At 68.4% G+C, this 20,035-nt stretch carries 20 protein-coding genes and 2 tRNA genes; 19 read left to right on the top strand and 3 right to left on the bottom strand.

Annotation, left to right across the window (positions count from 1 at the left end; genetic code table 11):
- Window positions 1-78: 78 nt before the first annotated feature.
- The 4 genes from I8E28_RS08510 (at window position 79) to I8E28_RS08495 (ending at window position 3,140) form a co-directional block, all read left to right on the top strand.
- Complete coding sequence (locus I8E28_RS08510) at window positions 79-1,440, top strand: NAD(P)H-dependent oxidoreductase (protein WP_200787559.1); 1,362 nt, start codon at window positions 79-81, stop codon at window positions 1,438-1,440.
- A gap of 50 nt (window positions 1,441-1,490) precedes the next feature.
- Window positions 1,491-1,566: transfer RNA gene (locus tag I8E28_RS08505), tRNA-Ala, on the top strand.
- Window positions 1,567-1,615: 49 nt separating this feature from the next.
- Window positions 1,616-1,691: transfer RNA gene (locus I8E28_RS08500), tRNA-Lys, on the top strand.
- 132 nt (window positions 1,692-1,823) lie between these two features.
- Window positions 1,824-3,140, top strand: coding sequence for an MFS transporter (locus tag I8E28_RS08495; protein ID WP_200787558.1), 1,317 nt, complete (start codon window positions 1,824-1,826; stop codon window positions 3,138-3,140).
- 87 nt (window positions 3,141-3,227) lie between these two features.
- Here I8E28_RS08495 and I8E28_RS08490 read toward each other — a convergent pair whose 3' ends face one another.
- From I8E28_RS08490 to I8E28_RS08480, 3 genes are all read right to left on the bottom strand, one after another.
- Window positions 3,228-4,199 carry a Bug family tripartite tricarboxylate transporter substrate binding protein gene (locus tag I8E28_RS08490; RefSeq protein ID WP_200787557.1) on the bottom strand — a complete coding sequence of 324 codons (972 nt, stop codon included), beginning with the start codon at window positions 4,197-4,199 and terminating at the stop codon, window positions 3,228-3,230.
- A 38-nt stretch (window positions 4,200-4,237) separates the two neighbouring features.
- The gene (locus tag I8E28_RS08485; RefSeq protein WP_200787556.1) at window positions 4,238-5,242 is read right to left on the bottom strand and encodes a Bug family tripartite tricarboxylate transporter substrate binding protein; all 1,005 of its coding nucleotides are present in this window, start codon (window positions 5,240-5,242) and stop codon (window positions 4,238-4,240) included.
- A 139-nt stretch (window positions 5,243-5,381) separates the two neighbouring features.
- Window positions 5,382-6,155 carry an IclR family transcriptional regulator gene (locus I8E28_RS08480; RefSeq protein ID WP_200787555.1) on the bottom strand — a complete coding sequence of 258 codons (774 nt, stop codon included), beginning with the start codon at window positions 6,153-6,155 and terminating at the stop codon, window positions 5,382-5,384.
- A gap of 118 nt (window positions 6,156-6,273) precedes the next feature.
- Between I8E28_RS08480 and I8E28_RS08475 the strand changes: the two genes are divergently transcribed.
- The 15 genes from I8E28_RS08475 (at window position 6,274) to I8E28_RS08405 (ending at window position 20,033) form a co-directional block, all read left to right on the top strand.
- Complete coding sequence (locus I8E28_RS08475; protein WP_239027205.1) at window positions 6,274-7,272, top strand: 2Fe-2S iron-sulfur cluster-binding protein; 999 nt, start codon at window positions 6,274-6,276, stop codon at window positions 7,270-7,272.
- A gap of 29 nt (window positions 7,273-7,301) precedes the next feature.
- Window positions 7,302-8,669 (top strand): aromatic ring-hydroxylating oxygenase subunit alpha, encoded by a 1,368-nt coding sequence (locus I8E28_RS08470; RefSeq protein ID WP_200787553.1) that lies wholly within the window; start codon window positions 7,302-7,304, stop codon window positions 8,667-8,669.
- Window positions 8,670-8,673: 4 nt separating this feature from the next.
- A complete protein-coding gene (locus I8E28_RS08465) occupies window positions 8,674-9,462 on the top strand; it encodes an SDR family NAD(P)-dependent oxidoreductase (RefSeq protein ID WP_200787552.1) in 789 nt (262 codons plus the stop codon).
- 22 nt (window positions 9,463-9,484) lie between these two features.
- Window positions 9,485-10,084: a 3-phenylpropionate/cinnamic acid dioxygenase subunit beta gene (locus I8E28_RS08460; protein ID WP_200787551.1), complete on the top strand. Its 600-nt coding sequence runs from the start codon at window positions 9,485-9,487 to the stop codon at window positions 10,082-10,084.
- A gap of 11 nt (window positions 10,085-10,095) precedes the next feature.
- On the top strand, window positions 10,096-10,275 hold the full coding sequence (locus tag I8E28_RS08455) for a hypothetical protein (RefSeq protein ID WP_200787550.1): 180 nt from the start codon (window positions 10,096-10,098) through the stop codon (window positions 10,273-10,275).
- On the top strand, window positions 10,272-10,955 hold the full coding sequence (locus I8E28_RS08450) for a fumarylacetoacetate hydrolase family protein (protein WP_200787549.1): 684 nt from the start codon (window positions 10,272-10,274) through the stop codon (window positions 10,953-10,955). The genes I8E28_RS08455 and I8E28_RS08450 overlap by 4 nt, the downstream gene beginning before the upstream one ends.
- Window positions 10,952-11,707, top strand: coding sequence for a fumarylacetoacetate hydrolase family protein (locus I8E28_RS08445; RefSeq protein WP_200787548.1), 756 nt, complete (start codon window positions 10,952-10,954; stop codon window positions 11,705-11,707). Before I8E28_RS08450 ends, I8E28_RS08445 begins: the two co-directional genes overlap by 4 nt.
- 19 nt (window positions 11,708-11,726) lie before the next feature.
- Window positions 11,727-13,184 (top strand): 5-carboxymethyl-2-hydroxymuconate semialdehyde dehydrogenase, encoded by a 1,458-nt coding sequence (gene hpaE, locus I8E28_RS08440; protein ID WP_200787547.1) that lies wholly within the window; start codon window positions 11,727-11,729, stop codon window positions 13,182-13,184.
- Window positions 13,185-13,215: 31 nt separating this feature from the next.
- A complete protein-coding gene (gene hpaD / locus I8E28_RS08435) occupies window positions 13,216-14,142 on the top strand; it encodes a 3,4-dihydroxyphenylacetate 2,3-dioxygenase (RefSeq protein WP_200787546.1) in 927 nt (308 codons plus the stop codon).
- 38 nt (window positions 14,143-14,180) lie between these two features.
- On the top strand, window positions 14,181-14,984 hold the full coding sequence (gene hpaH, locus I8E28_RS08430; RefSeq protein WP_200787545.1) for a 2-oxo-hept-4-ene-1,7-dioate hydratase: 804 nt from the start codon (window positions 14,181-14,183) through the stop codon (window positions 14,982-14,984).
- Between the two features lie 7 nt (window positions 14,985-14,991).
- Window positions 14,992-15,795 (top strand): 4-hydroxy-2-oxoheptanedioate aldolase, encoded by an 804-nt coding sequence (gene hpaI / locus I8E28_RS08425; RefSeq protein WP_200787544.1) that lies wholly within the window; start codon window positions 14,992-14,994, stop codon window positions 15,793-15,795.
- Complete coding sequence (locus I8E28_RS08420) at window positions 15,795-17,252, top strand: NAD-dependent succinate-semialdehyde dehydrogenase (protein ID WP_200787543.1); 1,458 nt, start codon at window positions 15,795-15,797, stop codon at window positions 17,250-17,252. The genes hpaI and I8E28_RS08420 overlap by 1 nt, the downstream gene beginning before the upstream one ends.
- A 15-nt stretch (window positions 17,253-17,267) precedes the next feature.
- Complete coding sequence (locus tag I8E28_RS08415; RefSeq protein WP_239027204.1) at window positions 17,268-17,987, top strand: class II aldolase/adducin family protein; 720 nt, start codon at window positions 17,268-17,270, stop codon at window positions 17,985-17,987.
- Window positions 17,988-18,003: 16 nt separating this feature from the next.
- On the top strand, window positions 18,004-19,635 hold the full coding sequence (locus I8E28_RS08410) for an FAD-dependent oxidoreductase (protein WP_239027203.1): 1,632 nt from the start codon (window positions 18,004-18,006) through the stop codon (window positions 19,633-19,635).
- Between the two features lie 77 nt (window positions 19,636-19,712).
- Window positions 19,713-20,033, top strand: coding sequence for an EthD family reductase (locus I8E28_RS08405; protein WP_200787540.1), 321 nt, complete (start codon window positions 19,713-19,715; stop codon window positions 20,031-20,033).
- The last annotated feature ends 2 nt before the right edge of the window (window positions 20,034-20,035 follow it).

Below are 20,035 nucleotides of genomic sequence, written 5' to 3'. Positions count from 1 at the left end.
GGGCCCGATCCGGCATCCATCCCCGCGCCCGAGCCGCCATGCGGGTCGAGCCCGCAATGACAAGCAAGGAAACACACCATGAACCTGCACGCGAAACTCCGCCAACGCGCGGCCGAAGGCCGCCCCATCCGCATCGGCCTGATCGGCGCCGGCAAGTTCGGCTCCATGTACCTGGCGCAGGTGCCGCGCACGCCGGGCGTGCACCTGGCCGGCATCGCCGACCTGTCGCCAGCGAATGCGAAGGCCAACCTCGCACGCGTGGGATGGGAATCGGCGCGCTATGGCGCCGCGTCGCTCGATGCGGCGTTGAAGGACGGCCACACGACGCACGTGGGCGAGGACTGGCAGGCCCTGGTGCGCCATCCCGCCATCGACGTCATCGTCGAGTGCACCGGGCACCCGATCGCGGCCGTCGACCACTGCCTGGAAGCGTTCGCGCACGGCAAGCACGTGGTGAACGTCACCGTGGAAGCCGACGCGTTCTGCGGCCCGCTGCTGGCGCGGCGTGCGCAGGAAGCGGGCGTCGTGTACTCGCTCGCGTTCGGTGACCAGCCGGCGTTGATCTGCGACCTGGTCGACTGGGCACGCACCTGCGGCTTCCCCGTCGTCGCCGCGGGCCGCGGGCACAAGTGGCTGCCGCACTTCAGCGAGTCGACGCCGGAGACGGTGTGGGACAACTGGGGGCTCACGCCGGAGCAGGCCAAGCGCGGCGGCCTGAACCCGAAGATGTTCAACAGCTTCCTGGATGGCTCCAAGCCGTCGATCGAAAGCACCGCGGTGGCCAATGCCACCGGGCTCACCGTGCCGAGCGACGGCCTGCTCTACCCGCCGGCCAGCATCGAGGACATCCCGTTCGTCACGCGCCCTCGCAGCGAGGGCGGCGTTCTCGAGCGCAAGGGCATGGTCGAAGTGATCTCCTCGCTGGAGACCGACGGCCGCGCCATCCCGTACGAGATCCGCATGGGCGTTTGGGTCACGGTCGAAGCCGAGACCGACTACATCAAGAACTGCTTCGAGGAATACAAGGCCCACACCGACCCCAGCGGCCGCTACTTCACGCTCTACAAGCGCTGGCACCTGATCGGGCTGGAAGTCGGCGTGTCCGTCGCCTCCGTTGCGCTGCGTGGCGAGCCGACCGGCGTCGCGACCTGCTGGAACGCCGACGTCGTCGCCACCGCCAAGCGCGACCTGGCCCCGGGCGAGATGCTCGACGGCGAAGGCGGCTCTACGGTGTGGGGCAAGCTGCTGCCGGCCGACAAGTCGGTGCAGATGGGCGGCTTGCCGCTGGGCCTGGCACACGACGTGAAGGTGGTGCGCCCCGTGAAGAAGGGCCAGAGCCTCAGCTGGAACGACGTGGCGATGGACACGTCCACGCGCGCATGGCAGCTGCGCAAGCAGATGGAAGACCTGTTCGGCACGCCGGCGTTGAAGGTCGCGTGAAGCCGGTCCGGAAAACGGGCCGAACAATGCGCTAAAATACGACTCGTTGTGGGGGGGTAGCTCAGCTGGGAGAGCGTCGCGTTCGCAATGCGAAGGTCGGGAGTTCGATCCTCCTCCTCTCCACCACAACAGTTTCAAGTGAAAGCACCGCCGTCCGGCGGTGTTCTCGCGAAGTGGGTTCTTAGCTCAGTTGGTAGAGCAGCGGACTCTTAATCCGTAGGTCGTAGGTTCGAATCCTACAGGACCCACCACTTCCGCTTCGTCGATCCACGCTGCGGCGCTATCAATCCGGTAGCGCCGCAGTTGCTTATGCGCGTCCGCCTCCTGCGGTGGCGCCGAGGCGCAGCCCAGCAGTCCGGGCAGAATGCGCCGAGGAGGTGTCCTTGCTCGCCAGGTTCACGCAACGCCTGCCGTTCTTCTACGGATGGGTCGTGGTCGGCGTCGTCTTCGTCACGATGGCGCTTTGCGTCAACGCACGCACGGCGTTCTCGCTGCTGTTCCCGCCGATCCTGCAGGAGTTCGGATGGGAGCGCGGCGAGACGGCCGGGGCCTTCTCGTTCGGCTTCATCGTCTCGGCCGTCCTGAGCCCATGGCTGGGCCGGTTGATGGACCGCCATGGGCCGCGCGTCGTGATGGAAATCGGCATCGCGGCCACCGCCGCGGGCCTGCTGCTGGCGACCTTCGCGACGCAGCCCTGGCACATCTACGTCACGCTCGGCATGCTGGTGGGCGCGGGCACCACGTTCACCGGCTACACCGGGCAGGCGCTGTTCCTGCCGAACTGGTTCGTGCGCCGGCGCGGCCTCGCCCTCAGCATCGCCTTCGCCGGCGTCGGGGCCGGATCGATCCTGATGCTGCCGGCGCTGCAGACGTTCGTCGAGCGCAGTGGCTGGCGCGCGGGTTGCACCGTGCTCGGCGTGACCGTGCTCGTGGTGCTCGTGCCGCTGAACCTGCTGCTGCGGCGCCGCCCGGCGGACCTCGGGCTGGCGCCGGACGGCGATCCCGACACGCCGGCCGCGACGCAGGCCCGCCGCGTCAACGTCGTCGACGAGAAGTGGGCGGCCGTCGACTGGACGCTGGCGCGCGCGCTGCGCACGTCACGCTTCTGGTGGGTCGCGGTCGCGTACTTCTGCGCACTCTTCTCCTGGTACGCAGTGCAGGTGCACCAGACGAAGTACCTGGTGGAGACGGGCTTCAGCGCGCAGGAGGCCGCTTGGGCGCTCGGCATCGTGAGCCTTGCGGGCGTGCCCGGGCAGATCGCGCTGGGCTGGTTGTCGGACCGCATCGGGCGCGAGATCGTCTGGGCGATCGGCAACCTGGGTTTCTGCCTCGCCTATGCGGCGCTGTTGGCGCTGCCGGCCTATCCCGTGCCGCTGCTCCTGTATGCGATGGTCCTCGCGCAGGGCGCACTCGGCTATGGGCTTACGTCGGTGGTCGGCGCCATTCCGGCCGAGATCTTCGAGGGCAAGCACTACGGCCCGATCTTCGGGACGCTCATGCTGAGCGCGCTCGCGGGCGGCGCATTCGGTCCCTGGTTCATGGGCTTCGTGCACGACCACACCGGCAGCTACTCGCTCGCCTTCGTGGCCGCGATCGGTTGCTCGTTGCTGTCGACGCTGGCGATCTGGCGCGCGGCGCCCCGTCACGTGCGCATGGTGGCCGGCGTCGCGCAACGCCGGGCGACGCCCCGGTCTGCTTGATGCCGGCGTCGACACGGCTTCCGTGAAGAAAAAAAAGCCGCGCCGTCCTTCGACAGCGCGGCTTCTTGCTGCTTCACGCAGCTTGCGTCACTTCGCCGGCGCGGGAATGCGCGACACGACGTCCGCCCACTTCCTCGATTCGCCGGCGATGAACTTGCCGAACGCAGGACCGTCTGCATAGGCCGGCTCGGCCGCCAGGGCGGTGATCTGCCCCTGCACGGCGGGATTCGCCATCACCTTCTCCAGCGCGGCCGACAGCTTCGACGCGACGTCGGCCGGCGTCTTGGCGGGCAGGAACAGCCCCATCCACGCCGGAGCGGCGTAGCCCGTCACGCCTTCCTCCGCGATCGTCGGCAGTTCCGGCGCGACCTTGCTGCGCGTCGCGCTGGTCACGCCGAGCGCAACGAGCTTGCCGGCCTTGATGTGCGGATACGCCGAGGTGAGATCCACCATGGCCGACGGCACGTTGCCACCGAGCAGGTCGGTCACGGCCGGGCCGCTGCCGCGGTACGGCACGGGCACGAGCGGCGCTTTCGCCATGCTCGCCAGCAGTTCACCGGACAGGTGTTGCGCGGTGTACTGCCCCGCCGTCCCGTACGACAGCCCGCTGGGCGCCTTGCGCGCCGCGTTCAGGAACGCCTGCAGGTTGCCGTAGCCGCTCTGCGTCGAGGTCACGAACACGAGCGGGATGTCGGCCAGCTTGGCCAGCGGCTGCAGGTCCTTCTCCGGCTTCAGCGGGGGCGCATCGGGCAGGTGCGGATTCACCGCGATCGCGCCCGTCGCGCCCAGCCCGATGGTGTAGCCATCGGCCGGGGACTTCGCGACGGCCATCAGGCCCAGCGCGCCGCCGGCACCGGGCTTGTTGTCCACGACCACGGGTTGCCCGAGCGCAGTGCCCAGTTCCTTGCCGACGACACGCGCGATGCCGTCCGCGGAGGCGCCGGGCGCGAACGGGACGACGAGGGTGATGGGCTTCGAAGGAAAGCCCTGTGCCTGCGCGGCCACGGCGACCGCCGCGAAGGTCAGGCCGGCCACGTGCCGCGCCATCGTCTTGATCATGGTGTCTCCTGGGTGGACGGAAACGCGCGAGGTGCGCGTCACTCGGGCTTGATGCCGGCTTGCTTGGCCACGGCCGACCAGCGCGCGATGTCGCTCGTGATGCGGCGGCCCAGCGCGGCCGAATCGGCGTCGCCCGGGTCCAGGCCGACGGCGTGCATCTTGTCGACCGTGTCCTTGTCCTTCAGGATTTCCGCGACGGCCGTGCGCAGCTTGGCGAGCACGGGCTCGGGCGTGCCCTTGGGCGCCATCAGCGCGGTCCAGATCGGGATGTCGTAGCCGGGGTAGCCCGATTCGGCGACCGTGGGCACGTCCGGCAGCGCGGACGAGCGCTTGCCGGTCGTCACCGCCAGCGCCTTCAGCTTGCCGGCCTTGACCTGGTTGACCACCGCGGGGCTGTCGAGCACGCCCGTGTGGATCTCGCCGCCGAGCAGCGCGGTCACGACCGGGCCCGAGCCCTTGTACAGGACGTGGGTGAACTGGATGCCGGACTTCTCGGCGATCGTCTCGGCGACCAGCACGAACGACGTCGTCGGCGTGCCGTTGTTCAGCTTGCCGTCCGGCTGCTTCTTGGCGAACTGCACGAGCTCGGCGAAGTTCTTCACCGGCAGCGACGCGGGCACTGTCACGACGAGCGGGAACGTGCCGAGCAGCGCGATCGGCTCGAAGTCCTTGGCCGGGTCGTAGGCCAGGCTCTTCATCAGGATCGGGTTGGTCGTCAGCCCGCCGCTGGACGACACCAGCAGCGTGTAGCCATCCGGCTTGGCCTTGGCGACGAAGTCGTTGCCGATCGCCGAGTTGGCGCCGGGCTTGTTGTCGACGATGAAGCCCTGCTTCAGCTTGTCCTGCAGCTTGATCGCGATCAGGCGGGCCAGGATGTCGTTCGTGCCGCCGGGCGCGAAGCCGACGACGATCTTCACGGGCTTGTCCGGGTAGTCCTGCGCGAAGGCATGGGACGCCGGCAAGGCGAACGCCGCGGCGGCGACGGCGGCCGCGCCGCAGCCGCGCAGCACGCGGCGTCGGAGGAACGAAACAGGGTTGGGCATGCGGGGGAAACTCCTGCGAAGTGAACGAATGGGGACCAATGCATCCGCCCTGTCCACGCAGCGGATAACCTGTCCATTTTATGGACGGTCGTTGACCCGCGTCAAATCGGCGGATCGCGAGTCCGCGTAATGGACATGCTCAGCGGGCCGCGGCCCGCACCCCGCCGAACCCCAGGGACTCCGACAGCCGCACCGATTCCTCGAGCAGCAGGTTCGCCACCTGCTTCTGCCGCGCGGAGTCGAGCCGCACCTCCGGCCCGAACACGCCCATCGATCCGGCCACCTGCCCGTTCCGGTCGAAGAACGGCACCGCGATCGCCACCGCGCCGGAGATCAGCTCGCTGTGGCTGGTGGAGTAGCCGCGCTTGCGGGTGGCGGCGAGTTCGGCTTCGAGGTCCTTCAGGTTCACCGACGTGCCCTGCGCGTAGCTGCGCAGCACCTCGGCGTCCGTCTCCGAATACGCCAGGATCGCGCGGCCCGTCGCACCACGCACGATGCGTTCGGTGTAGCCCACCCCGCGCTTGAAGTTCAGGGGCTGCGGGCTGGGCAGCTCGGCGACGCACAGGCGCATGTTCCCTCGCGGGACGAAGAGGGCCACGGTCTCCTGCGTGGTGTCCCAGATCCTGCGCAGCACCGGCTCGGCGACCGTCTTCAGGTCCAGCGTCGCGGTCCACACGTGGGCAAGCCGCGCCACCGCCGGGCCCAGGCGAAAGCGTTGCGGCTCGCCGACCGAAACGAGGAAGCCGCTCTCCTCCAGCGTGTAGATCAGGCGATAGAGCGTCGGCCGCGACAGGTCGACGCGCTTGAGCAGTTCACCCGCCGACAGCTCCGGGTCGTCCTCCGAAAACGCCAGCAGGATGTCCAGCGCGCGCCCGACGGCGCGCACGTTCTCGTTCTTTTCGACGGTGTTCATCCAATCCCTCCTGTTTTCTTCGGCCATTATGTCCGCTGTGCGGACAGGTTGACCAAAACCGGTCCTAGTCCGTACAATGGATCGCAAGTCCATTGTACGGACACACAGGAGATTCACTTTGAGTCACCCGGCCATTCCCGTCACCCTGCTGTTTTCCGATGGTGTTTCGCAACGCCTGGCCGTCCCCTGCGGCGGCAAGCTGATCGAAGCCGCCACCGAGGCCGGCCTGAACCTGCTGACCGACTGCTCCAACGGCCAGTGCGGCACCTGCACCGCCCAACTCGTGTCCGGGAGCGTCGACCTGGACGACTACGACCGCGCCGTGCTGCCGGACGAGGACCGCGCGTCGGGCACCGTGCTGCCCTGCGTCTGCCGCGTCAATGCGCCCTGCGCGATCGAGCTGCCCTACGACTCCACGGAGGCGATGAGCGACGAACCCGATCCGATCCCGGCCGAAGTGACGGCGGTCGAACAGGTCGCGACGGACATCGTGCGCCTGGAAGTGCAGGTGCCGCAGGCCATCGCGTTCGAGCCCGGCCAGTACGTGCGCATCACGCCGCAGGGCGCCGACTTCCACCGCTCCTATTCGATGGCCAACGTGCCGGGCACCGACCGCCTGCAGTTCTTCGTGCGCCTGGTGGACGGCGGCGCCTTCTCCGCGTGGCTGGCCACCGCGAAGGCGGGTGACAAGGTGGACCTGAGCACGCCGCACGGCACCTTCTTCCTGCGCGACGAGGACCGTCCTCGCCTGTTCGTCGCCGGCGGCACGGGGGTGGCGCCTTTCCTGTCCATGCTGAGAAGCATGGCGGACAACCCGCCCGCGAAACGGACGACGTTCGTGATCGGTGCCCGCACGCCGGGCCACCTCTTCGCGATGGACGAACTGAAGTCGCTGGGCGAGAAGTTGCAGGGCATCGACCTGCAGGTGGCCGTCGAACAGGACGCGCAGGACGGGTGCCACGCCGGCTACCCGACCGACCTCATCCCCAAGCTCGGCCTCGACCCGAGCACGCGTGTCTACCTGTGCGGCCCGCCGCCCATGGTCGAAGCCGGCCGCCGCGCCGCGGAAGCGGCGGGCCTCAAGCGCGCGGACGTGCTGTGCGAGCGCTTCGCCTGAAGAACACCCCCGAACACAGAGAGAACTGCATGATCCCGATCACCACCGAATCCCGCTACAACGCGCTGGTCAAGCTGCGCGAAGGCAAGATCAGCCGCGAGATCTTCTCGGACAAGGAAATCTTCGAGGAAGAACTCGAGAAGGTCTTCACGCGCGCCTGGCTGTTCGTGGGCCACGAGAGCCAAATCCCGAACCCGGGCGACTTCTTCACCTCCCGCATGGGCGCCGAGTCGGTGATCCTGGCGCGCGACAAAAAGAAGAAGGTGCACGTGTTCCTGAACTCGTGCCGCCACCGCGGCATGAAGGTGTGCCAGTACGACCACGGCAACACGCAACTCTTCACCTGCCCGTACCACAGCTGGAGCTACACCACCGACGGCAAGCTGTTCGGCGTCCCCCAGTTCAAGCAGCTGTACGAAGGCTGCATGGAGAAGGAGGAGTGGTCGCTGATCGAAGTGCCCAAGATGGAGATCTACAAGGGCACGGTGTGGGCCACGTGGGACAAGGACGCGCCGGACCTGCTGACGTACCTGGGCGATGCGAAGACCCACCTGGACCTGGCGCTCGACTGCCGCGACGGCCGCGAAGGCGGTTCCGAAGTGCTGTTCGGCGTGCACAAGTGGATCATCCCGTGCAACTGGAAGTTCGCCGCGGAGAACTTCCTGGGCGACACGTACCACAACGTCAGCCACCGCTCGGTCGACCTGATCGGCATCGGCCCGAGCGCCGAAGCCGGCGTGAAGGGCCGCCGCGACAACGAGATGGAGAAGGCCCAGCACGTCTGGGTGAACTTCCCCGCCGGCCACGGCGTGCACAGCGCGATCATGCCGCAGGACTGGGAGTTCCTGAACACGTACCAGAACAACCCGGTGGTGGCCGAGTACTTCCGCGAAGCGCATGCCAAGCGCAAGGAGCGCCTGGGCGCGGAGAAGCACCGCCTGATCCCCTTCGTCGGCACCATCTACCCGAACGTCTCGTTCCACGGCAACCAGCCGCGCAACCTGTGCGTGTGGCACCCGCACGGCCCGGAGCACACCGAGGCCTGGCGCTTCTTCCTGGTCGACGCCGATGCGCCGCAGGAGGTGAAGGACTTCCTGCGCATCTACTACATGCGCTACTCCGGCCCGGCCGGCATGACCGAGCAGGACGACATGGAGAACTGGAACTACGCCACCGCCGGCAGCCGCGGCGTGGTCGCGCGCCGCTACCCGTTCAACTACACGCAGTCGCTGGGCAAGGTGGAAGCCACCGGCCCCGTCGCCGGCAACGTGAGCCTGCAGGTGAGCGAGGAGAACCCGCGCCAGTTCTACCGCCGCTGGCGCGACTACATGAACGCCGCCGACTGGGACACGCTGCTGGGACGCAAGGACAAGGAGCCGGCGAGCTTCGCCGAGTAAGCCGGTGTCCGTCGTCATCGTCACCGGTGGGACCTTCGGCCTCGGCCAGTCCATCACCGTCGAACTGGCCCGCCGCGGCCACCAGGTCGTCGCCTTCGGGCTGGCGCAGCCGCAGGTGTCCAGCACCGCGCAAGGCGTCGACTCGGTCCTGCAGGAACTGGAACAGGCCGGCTGCAAGGCCGACGTGCTCGAAGCCGACGTGTCCAACGCGAGCGACGTGCGGCGCGTCGTCGACCACGCCATGTCCCGCTACGGCGCGATCCACGGCCTGGTCAACAACGCCGCCATCGGTCCGATCGGTACCGTGCTGACGACCGAGGAAGCCGTCTTCGAGAAGATCTTCGACGTCAACGTCAAGGGCACGTACCTCATGAGCCGCGCCGTGCTGCCGCACATGGCCAAGGCGGGTGGCGGCTCGATCGTGAACATCGGCTCCGGCGCCGGCTACGGCAAGCCCAACATGGCCGCGTATGCGTCGAGCAAGGGCGCGATCGTCGCCCTGTCGATGGCGATGGCCTACGACCACTTCCACGACCACGTGCGCGTCAACGTCGCCATTCCCGGCGGCGGCGGCATCGTGTCCGGCATGAGCGTCGGCCGCATGGGCGGCAACGTCGACGCCTTCGTGCGCAAGCCCGCGCCGGGCACGGCCGCGGGACGCCCCGCGACCGGCCGCGACCTGGCGAACGCCGTGGCGTTCCTGCTGTCCGACGAGGCGGCCACGATTTCCGGCACCGTCCTCGACGTCGGATGCTTCGCGCACCAGGGCGGCCCCGTGCCGCCCAAGCCTTGAGTCCCCAGGAGAACACCCCACCATGTCCGCAACCGCCGAAGCCCTCGTCCCGACCGCTGCCGCCGCAGGCGCCAAGCCGCGCCTGCCGAGGGACAACCGCTACTACGAGACGAAGCGCGAGATCGAGGAGTTCCTCTACGACGAAGCCAACCTGCTCGACGACCGCCGCTTCCAGGAATGGCTGCTGACGCTGGCCGACGACCTGCGCTACTTCATGCCCATGGAATACAACGTGAAGGCCGGCGAGCACGCCACGCGCGAGTTCACGACCCGCGAGAAGCAGATCAGCTGGTTCAACGAGGGCAAGTGGTCGCTGGGCAAGCGCGCCGAGCAGATCCTCACCGGCGTGCACTGGGCCGAGGAGCCGCTCTCACGCGTGTGCCGCATGGTGTCCAACGTGCAGCTGTCGGCGATCGACACGAACGCCGCCGGCGAGCTCGAGGTGGATGCCTCCAGCCGCTTCCTGATCTACCAGAACCGCTGCGAGTACGAGCAGTACTTCTTCGTCGGCGACCGCCTCGACCGCATCCGCCGTACCGCCGACGGCTGGAAGCTCGCGCAGCGCGAGATCCACATCCACCAGAACGTGCTGCTGGCGAAGAACCTCACCGTCTTCTTCTAGGAACCGCTCCCATGATCAACCTGCTCGAGATCCAGCCCGGCCAGACGATCCGGCTGAAGAACGGGACCACTGCCGAGGTGGTCGAGAACATCGGCGACGGCATCTGGCTGAACGCGCGCTTCGAAAGCGGCGACGAGGAACTCGTCTTCTGCGAGGACATCGCCGCGCTCGAGGAGTCCAAGGCGCAATGAGCGTTTCCCTCCTCGACTTCGACGTCCCTCCCTATCGCCTCAGCGGCACCGTCTACGGCACGCTGCTGAACCACCAGGCAGCGCTCGCGCAACTCGGGGGCGCCGTCAACGAGCCTCCGTACAAGGCCGCGCCCAAGGCCCCGGTGCTGTACGTGAAGCCGCGCAACACGCTGGCAAGCACCGGGGATGCCGTGGTCGTGCCCGACACCGCCGGCGCGCTGGAAGTCGGCGCCGCCCTGGGTGTCGTGATCGGCCGCACGGCCTGCCGCGTCCAGGAACAGGACGCATTCGCCTACGTCGCCGGCTACACGGTGGTTGCCGACTTCAGCGTCCCGCACGACAGCTACTACCGTCCCTCGGTGCGCTTGAAGGCACTGGACGGTTCGTGCGTCGTGGGTCCGTCCGTCACGCCGCGTGCGCGCATTCCGTCGCCCGACGACCTGGACGTCGGCGTGTTCGTCGACGGGAAGATCGTGCACGCCACGACCACCGCGGGCATGGTGCGCAACGTCGCGCGCCTGCTGGCGGACGTCACCGATTTCATGACCCTCGCGCCCGGCGACGTGCTCCTGCTCGGCGTGGCCGCCGGCGCGCCGCGCGTGGCGCCCGGGCACCACGTGTCCGTCGAGATCGGCCCCATCGGCCGCCTGGAGAACGACCTCGTGAAGGAGCGGCCATGAAGCGCGCCCGCGTCGCCTATTCCGGCGCCATCCATGAAGCCACGCCCCACGGCGACCAGTTGAAGCTCGCCGACGGCCGCGTGGTCCGCGAGGACCAGGTCGTGTGGCTGCCGCCGTTCGAGGTCGGCACCATCATCGCCCTGGGCCTCAATTACGCCGACCACGCGAAGGAACTCGCCTTCGGCGCCCAGGAGGAACCGCTGGTGTTCCTCAAGGGGCCGGGCTCGGTCGTCGGGCATCGCGCCGTCACGCGCCGGCCCAAGGACGTCAAGTTCATGCACTACGAGTGCGAACTGGCCGTCGTCATCGGCAAGGCCGGGCGCAACATCCCGCGTTCCGACGCGATGGCGCACGTCGCCGGCTACACGGTCGCCAACGACTACGCGATCCGCGACTACCTCGAGAACTGGTACCGGCCCAACCTGCGGGTGAAGAACCGCGACGGCGGCACCGTGTTGGGGCCGTGGTTCGTCGACGCAGAAGACATCGGCCCGACCGTGCACCTGCCCCTGCGCACGCTGGTCAACGGCAAGGTCACGCAGCAAGGCAACACGCGCGACTTCGTCTTCGACATTCCCTACCTCATCGAGTACCTCAGCGCGTTCATGAGGCTGCAGCCGGGAGACGTGATCCTCACGGGCACGCCCGAAGGCGTGGTCGACGTGCAGCCCGGTGACGAGGTCACCTGCGAGATCGACGGCGTCGGACGCCTCGTGAACACCATCGCCAGCGACGAAGCCTTCGGCCGCTGAGCCCAACCTGGAACACACCATGAAAGTCGATCACCTGATCGGCGGCAAGACCGTCGCCGGCACCAACTACTTCGAGACGGTGAACCCGGCCACGCAGGACGTCCTGGCCGAAGTCGCCGCGGGCGGCGAAGCCGAAGTCAACGCCGCCGTGGCCGCCGCGAAGGAAGCCTTCCCCAAGTGGGCCGGCCTGCCGGCGCCGCAGCGCGCGAAGATCGTGCGAAAGCTCGGCGAGCTGATCGCGGCACACGTGCCCGACATCGCGCGCACCGAAACCGACGACACCGGCCAGGTGATCTCGCAGACGGGCAAGCAGCTGGTCCCGCGCGCCGCCGACAACTTCTCCTACTTCGCCGAGATGTGCGTGCGCGTGGACGGCCACACCTACCCGACCGACACCCACCTGAACTACACGCTGTTCCACCCGGTGGGCGTTTGCGCCCTGATCTCGCCGTGGAACGTGCCGTTCATGACGTCGACCTGGAAGGTCGCGCCTTGCCTGGCGTTCGGCAACACCGCGGTGCTGAAGATGAGCGAGCTGTCGCCATTGACGGCCGCGCGATTGGGCGAGCTGGCGCTGGAAGCCGGCGTGCCCGCCGGCGTGCTGAACCTGGTGCACGGCTACGGCAAGGACGCCGGCGAGCCGCTGGTCAAGCACCCCGACGTGCGCGCCATCTCGTTCACCGGTTCCACGGCGACGGGCAACCGGATCGTGAAGGAAGCCGGGCTGAAGAAGTTCAGCATGGAACTGGGCGGCAAGTCGCCGTTCGTGGTCTTCGACGACGCGAATCTCGATCGCGCCCTGGACGCCGCGGTGTTCATGATCTTCTCGAACAACGGCGAGCGCTGCACCGCGGGCTCGCGCATCCTGGTGCAGAAGTCGATCTATGCCGACTTCGCGAAGCGTTTCGCCGAGCGTGCGAAGAAGATCGTCGTCGGCGACCCGCAGGACGAGAAGACCATCATCGGCCCGATGATCTCCCAGGGCCACCTCGCCAAGGTGCGCAGCTACATCGAACTGGGCACCAGGGAAGGCGCGACCCTCTTGTGCGGCGGCCTCGACGCGCCGCTGGTGCCCGATCGCGTCAAGCGCGGCAACTACGTGCTGCCGACCGTGTTCGCCGACGTGGACAACCGCATGAAGATCGCGCAGGACGAGATCTTCGGCCCGGTGGCCTGCCTGATCCCGTTCGACGACGAAGCCGACGCCGTGCGCATCGCCAACGACATCGACTACGGCCTGTCCAGCTACGTCTTCACCGAGAACATCGGCCGGGCGCACCGTGTCGCGGCGCAGATCGAAGCGGGCATGTGCTTCGTCAACAGCCAGAACGTGCGCGACCTTCGCCAGCCCTTCGGCGGCACCAAGGCCTCGGGCACCGGCCGCGAAGGCGGCACGTGGAGCTACGAGGTCTTCCTCGAGCCCAAGAACATCGCCGTGTCGCTCGGGTCCCACCACATCCCTCATTGGGGCGTTTGATGGATCGGGAGTCCGCTTCCAGGAGTGCACGATGGGCAAGCTAGCACTGGCGGCCAAGGTCACGCACGTCCCCTCGATGTACCTGAGCGAGCTGCCGGGCCCGCGCCAGGGCACGCGGCAGGACGCGATCGATGGGCACCTCGAGATCGGCCGGCGCTGCCGGGAATTGGGCGTTGACACCATCGTGGTGTTCGACACCCACTGGCTGGTGAACGCGAATTACCACGTCAACTGCGGGCCGCACTTCGAGGGTCTCTACACCAGCAACGAGCTGCCGCACTTCATCGCCAACATGCCGTTCGCGTTCCCGGGCAACCCGGAGCTCGGCAAATTGCTGGCGAAGACGGCCAACGCGATGGGCGTGGAGACGCTGGCGCATGACGCGACCACGCTGAACCCCGAGTACGGCACGCTTGTTCCGATGCGCTACATGAACCAGGACCAGCACTTCAAGGTGGTCTCGGTGTCGGCGCTGTGCATGGCGCACTACCTGAACGACAGCGCGCGCCTGGGCTGGGCCATCCGCCGGGCCATCGAGGATGAGTACGACGGCACCGTCGCCGTGCTGGCCAGCGGCTCGCTGTCGCACCGCTTCGCGCAGAACGGCCTGGCGCCGGAATACGGCTTCCGCATCTGGAGCCCCTTCCTGGAGCAGCTCGATCGCGAGGTGCTCCGCATGTGGCAAGCCGGCGAATGGAAGGCGTTCTGCGGGATGCTGCCCGAGTACGCGGCCAAGGGGCACGGCGAGGGCTTCATGCACGACACCGCCATGCTGCTCGGCGCGCTCGGCTGGTCCGGCTACGACGGCCAGGCCGAGGTGGTCACACCCTACTTCGGCGCGTCGGGCACCGGCCAGATCAACGCCATCTTCCCGGTCACGCCGCAAACCGGCGACGCGATCCCCAAAGCGCAAGCCTCGTCGGCTGACGGCTACACGGCGATCAGCAGCCGCCTGTGACCAGCGGCCCAACACTGCAACCTCCCATTCCGACATCCATGCCCTTCGAAGCCAGCCTCATCGACTCGCTCGCGCGCAAGCTGCACGAGAGCGAGCGCACCCGCGTCCAGGTGGAACACTTCTCCAAGCGCTTTCCCGGGATGACCATCGAGGACGGCTATGCCGTCTCGCGCGCCTGGGTCGCGTTGAAGCTGGCCGAGGGCCGCCGCACGATCGGCCACAAGATCGGCCTGACGTCGCGCGCGATGCAAATGGCAAGCCAGATCAGCGAGCCGGACTACGGCACGCTGCTGGACGACATGCTGTTCGAGCCGGGCGACATCCCGACCGGGCGCTTCATCGCGCCGCGCGTGGAGGTCGAGCTCGCGTTCATCCTGAAGAAGGACCTGTCCGGCACCAACGTGACCGTCGAGGACGTGATGGAAGCCACCGACTACGTGCAGCCGGCCATCGAGATCATCGACGCGCGCGTCGAGCAGTTCGACCGCCACACGAAGGTGATGCGCAAGGTGTTCGACACCATCAGCGACAACGCGGCAAACGCCGGCCTCATCCTCGGCGGCCGCAAAGTGCGGCCATCCGAGGTCGACCTGCCGTGGTGCGGCGCCATCCTGCGCCAGAACGGCGTCGTCGAGGAGACCGGCCTGGCGGCCGGCGTCCAGGGAGACCCGGCCGTCGGCGTGGCGTGGCTCGCGATGAAGCTCGCGCCGTGGGGCGAGAGCCTGAAGGCCGGCGAGATCGTGCTGGCCGGCTCGTTCACCCGGCCCGTGGCCGCGAAGCAGGGCGACGTGTTCGATGCCGACTACGGCCCGCTGGGACGCTTCGAGTTCCGGTTCGCCTGAGCCCCGCATGAAGAACCCCGCCAATTCCTTCAAGCGCGCGCTCGCGGCCGGCGAGTTGCAGGTCGGCATGTGGGTCGGGCTCGCGGACGGCTATGCCACGGAACTGCTCGCGACCATCGGCTTCGACTGGCTCCTGGTCGATGGCGAGCACGCCCCCAACGACCTGCGCTCGGTGCTCGCCCAACTGCAATCCGCCGCGCCCTACGCCACGCATCCGGTCGTGCGGCCGCCGGAAGGCAGCACGGTGCTGGTCAAGCAATACCTGGACATCGGCGCGCAGACGCTGCTGGTGCCGATGGTCGAGACGGCCGGGCAGGCCGCCGCCGTCGTCGCGGCCACGCGCTACCCGCCCCACGGCGTGCGCGGTGTCGGCAGCGCACTGGCGCGCTCGTCGCGCTGGAACCAGGTCGACGGCTACCTGCAGGACGCCAGCGACGAGATCTGCGTGCTCGTGCAAGTCGAGTCCGCGTCCGCGCTGCGGCAGGTCGCGGAGATCGCTGCCGTGGACGGCATCGATGGCGTGTTCTTCGGACCGGCGGACCTGTCGGCCTCGATGGGCCTGCTCGGCCAGCCCGGCCACCCCGACGTCCAGCAAGCCATCCGCGACGGCATCGCCACCGCGCGCGGGGCCGGCAAGGCCGCCGGAGTCCTGTCGGCCGACCCGAAGCTCGCGCGCCTGTACATCGAGGCGGGCGCCACCTTCGTCGCGGTCGCCGTCGACACCACGCTGCTCGTGCACGCGGCAAAAGCCGTCTGCAGTTCGTTCAAGTCCACCAGCGCCGCCCCCGCGGCGCCGTCCGGAGCCTATTGATGCCCGCCCTCAAGGACCCCACCCTGCTGCGCCAGGCGCTGTTCATCGACGGTGAATGGAGCCAGGCCGTCAGCGGCAAGAAGTTCGCCGTGCGCAACCCCGCCACCGGCGAGCACATCGCCGACGTGCCCGATGGTGCTGCCGCGGATGCCGAGCGCGCCATCGACGCTGCCCATCGCGCGTTCCCGGCCTGGAGGGCCACCACCGCCGACCACCGGGCGCGCGTGCTGCGCCAGTGGTTCGACCTGATGCTGCAGCACCAGGACGACCTGGCAATGCTCATGACCTGCGAGCAGGGCAAGCCGCTGGCCGAAGCCAAGGGCGAGATCGCCTACGCGGCGTCGTTCATCGAATGGTTCTCGGAAGAGGCCAGGCGCGTCTACGGCGACACCATCCCTTCGCAGTGGAGCGACAAGGCGATCCTGGTGAAGAAGGAACCGGTGGGCGTGTGCGCGGCCATCACGCCGTGGAACTTCCCCGCGGCCATGATCACGCGCAAGGTCGCGCCGGCGCTCGCCGCGGGCTGCACGATCATCGTGAAGCCCGCGTCGCAGACGCCGCTGTCGGCACTCGCCCTTGCCGAACTGGCGCAGCGCGCCGGCGTCCCGCGCGGCGTCTTCAGCGTCGTCACGGGCGGCGCGCGCGCCATCGGCGGCGTGCTGACGGCCAGCCCGCTGGTGCGCAAGCTGAGCTTCACGGGCTCGACCGAAGTCGGCCGATTGCTGGCCGCGCAATGCGCGCCGACGCTCAAGCGCATGTCGCTGGAACTGGGCGGCAACGCGCCCTTCATCGTGTTCGACGACGCCGATCTCGATGCCGCCGTCGAAGGCGCGATCGCCTCCAAGTACCGCAACAGCGGCCAGACCTGCGTCTGCGCCAACCGCTTCCTGGTGCAGTCCGGCGTCTACGACCGGTTCGCGGCCAGGCTGGCCACGGCCGTGGGCGCGCTTCGCGTCGGCAATGGCGTGGTCGAGGGCGTGCAGCAAGGTCCCCTCATCGACGAACCCGCATTGGCGAAGGTCGAGGAACTCGTCGCCGACGCGGTCGCGGCCGGTGCCAGGGTCGCCGCCGGCGGCAAGCGCCACGCGCTGGGCGGGACGTTCTACGAGCCGACGCTGCTGGTCGGCGTGGGCAGCGCCATGCGTGTCGCCAACGAGGAGATCTTCGGGCCGGTGGCGCCGCTGATCCGCTTCGACGACGAGGCGGACGCGGTCCGCATCGCCAACAGCAGCGAGTTCGGGCTGGCGGCGTACTTCTATTCGCGTGACCTCGCACGCGTGTGGCGCGTAGCCGGCGCGATCGAGGCCGGCATGGTGGGCGTCAACACCGGCATCATCAGCACGGCCGTCGCGCCCTTCGGCGGCGTCAAGCAATCCGGCATGGGCCGCGAAGGCTCGCGCTACGGGATCGACGAGTACATCGACACCAAGTACGTGTGCCTTGGCGGCATCGCCTGAGGCAGGATGCGTTACATGCAGACCGAAACCGAACTCCGCCGCGACCTGGCCGCCTGCTACCGGCTCTTCGACTGGCTCGGATGGACCGAGCTGATCTTCAACCACATCACGGTGCGCCTGCCGGACCGCGGGACCGGCAAGGCCGAGTACCTGATCAACCCGTTCGGCCTGCACTACGCGGAAGTCACCGCCGACAACCTCGTGCGCATCACGCTCGATGGCGAGGTGACCGACGGCAGCACGCACAAGGTGAACCGCGCGGGCTTCATCATCCACAGCGCCATCCACGCCGCGCGCGAGGATGCGCACTGCATCATGCACGTGCACACCACCGCGGGCTGCGCCGTGGCGTGCAAGGAAGAAGGCCTGCGCCACGACAACTTCTACAGCGCGATGCTGTACGGCGACGTCGGCTACCACGAGTACGAAGGCGTGACGACCAACGAGGACGAACAGCCGCGCCTGGTCGCTTCGATCGGTGCGCGCCATCATCTCGTGCTGCGCAACCACGGCCTGCTGGCCGTGGGCCCGGACCTCCCGACCGCCTTCAATCGGCTGTGGACGCTGCAGCGCGCGTGCGAGATCCAGCTCGCGTCGGACGCCGGCCACGGTCCGAATCGCGCCATCGCGAAGGACATCCTGGTGCGCGTTCCCGAAACCCGCGTGGCGGGCCGCGCGGACACCAACCGCCTGATCTTCGACGCCATGCTCCGGCGTGCCGGCATCGGGCGTTGACCCCATGGGAGAAGTGATGAGAAGCCAGGTCCTCGTCGTCGGCGCCGGCCCCGTGGGCCTGACGCTCGCGATCGACCTCGCCCAGCGCGGCATCGACGTGCTGGTGCTGGAGATGAAACCCCGCGGCGCCCGGCCGGAACCGAAGTGCAACCACGTGTCCGCGCGGTCGATGGAAATCTTCCGCCGGCTGGGCATCGCCAGGCGGATCCGCGACACGGGCCTGCCGCCGGACTATCCGAACGACGTCGCCTACCGGACGACCTTCACCGGCAAGGAACTCTCGCGCATCCCGATCCCGGCGCGGCAGGACCGCTACACGGCCCGGGGCGGCCCGGACACCTGGTGGCCCACGCCGGAACCGCCGCACCGCATCAACCAGATCTACCTGGAACCGCAGTTGTTCGCCGCCGCGGAAGCAACCCCCGGCTTGCGCATCCGCACCCGAGTCCGCTTCGACCGTTTCGAGCAGGACGAAGGCGGCGTGCGCGCCTGGGCCACCGATCTCGATAGCGAGGAGGTGTTCGAAGTCCAGGCCGACTACCTGGTCGGCTGCGACGGCGGCCGGTCCGGCGTCCGCAAGCAGATCGGCGCCAAGCTGTCGGGCACCGACGTGGTCGCCCGCGTGCAGTCCACTTTCTTCCGCGCGCCCGACTTGCTCGACCGCGCCGGGCACCGGCCGGCCTGGGCCACTTTCTCGCTCAATCCGCGGCGCACCGGCAACGTGTATGCGATCGACGGCCACGAGACCTTCCTGCTGCACAACTACCTGCGGCCGGACGAAGAGGATTTCGAGAGCGTCGACCGCGACTGGGCGATCCGCACCATCCTCGGCGTCGGCGCCGACTTCCGCTACGAGGTGATCAGCAAGGAAGACTGGATCGGCCGCCGCCTGGTCGCCGACCGGTTCCGCGACCGCCGCGTCTTCATCTGCGGCGATGCCTGCCACCTGTGGGTGCCGATGGCGGGCTACGGCATGAACGCCGGCATCGCCGACGCGATGGACCTGTCCTGGCTGCTCGCGGCGGCGGTGCAAGGCTGGGCCGGCCCGCGTGCGCTCGACGCCTACGAGGCCGAGCGACTGCCGATCACCGAGCAGGTCTCGAAGTTCGCGATGGCGCATGCGATCGCCTTGCAGAAGGCCAGTGCCGGCGTCCCAGAGCATCTCGAGGATGCGGGCCAGGAAGGCGAGGCCGCGCGCGCGGCGGCCGGCAAGTCGCTCTACGACCTGAACGTCAAGCAGTACTGCTGCGGCGGCCTGAACTTCGGCTACTTCTACGACCAGTCGCCGCTGGTGGCGTACGACGGCGAGGCGGCACCGGGCTACACGATGGACCAGTTCACGCCGTCCACCGTGCCGGGCTGCCGCACGCCGCACGTCTGGCTCGACGACGGCCGCTCGCTGTACGACGCGATGGGCGCGGGCTACACCCTGCTGCGCTTCGATCCGAAGGTCGACGTCGAGCCACTGCTGCTGGCAGCCCGACGCGCCCGCGTGCCGATGCAGGTGCTGGACGTGCGGAGCGCCGAGGCGCGCGGGCTGTACAAGCACGGGCTCGTGCTGTCGCGGCCGGACCAGCACGTGGCGTGGCGGGGCAATTCCGTTCCGGACCGTCCGGAAGAACTCGTGGACCTGGTGCGCGGGGCCTGACGGTCTCTGAATCCATGAAGACGTGAACTGGGCGATGACAGGACATTGGTCCTGATTCGGATGGCAAGGAGAACTGCATGATCAAGGTCACCGTGATGTACCCGTACGCAGAAGGCGCCCGCTTCGACCACGCCTACTATCGCGACCGGCACATGCCGATGGTGAAGGCGAGGCTGGGCAATGCGTGCGCCTACTACACGGTCGAAAGAGGCCTGTCCGGCCGGGCGCCCGGGTCACCGCCCGCCTTCGTGGCGATGTGCGCGTTCATCTGTGATTCGGCCGAAGCCTACCTGGCCGCCAGCCAGGAGCACAGCGCCGAGATCCGCGGCGACATCGCCAACTACACCGACATCGTGCCGGTCGTCCAGATCAGCGAGGTCATCGTCGAGCGGTCCTGATC

It is taken from the genome of Ramlibacter algicola, from assembly GCF_016641735.1.
GTDB classification, from domain to species: domain Bacteria; phylum Pseudomonadota; class Gammaproteobacteria; order Burkholderiales; family Burkholderiaceae_C; genus Ramlibacter; species Ramlibacter algicola.
This window is presented reverse-complemented; position numbering and strand designations above follow the sequence as displayed.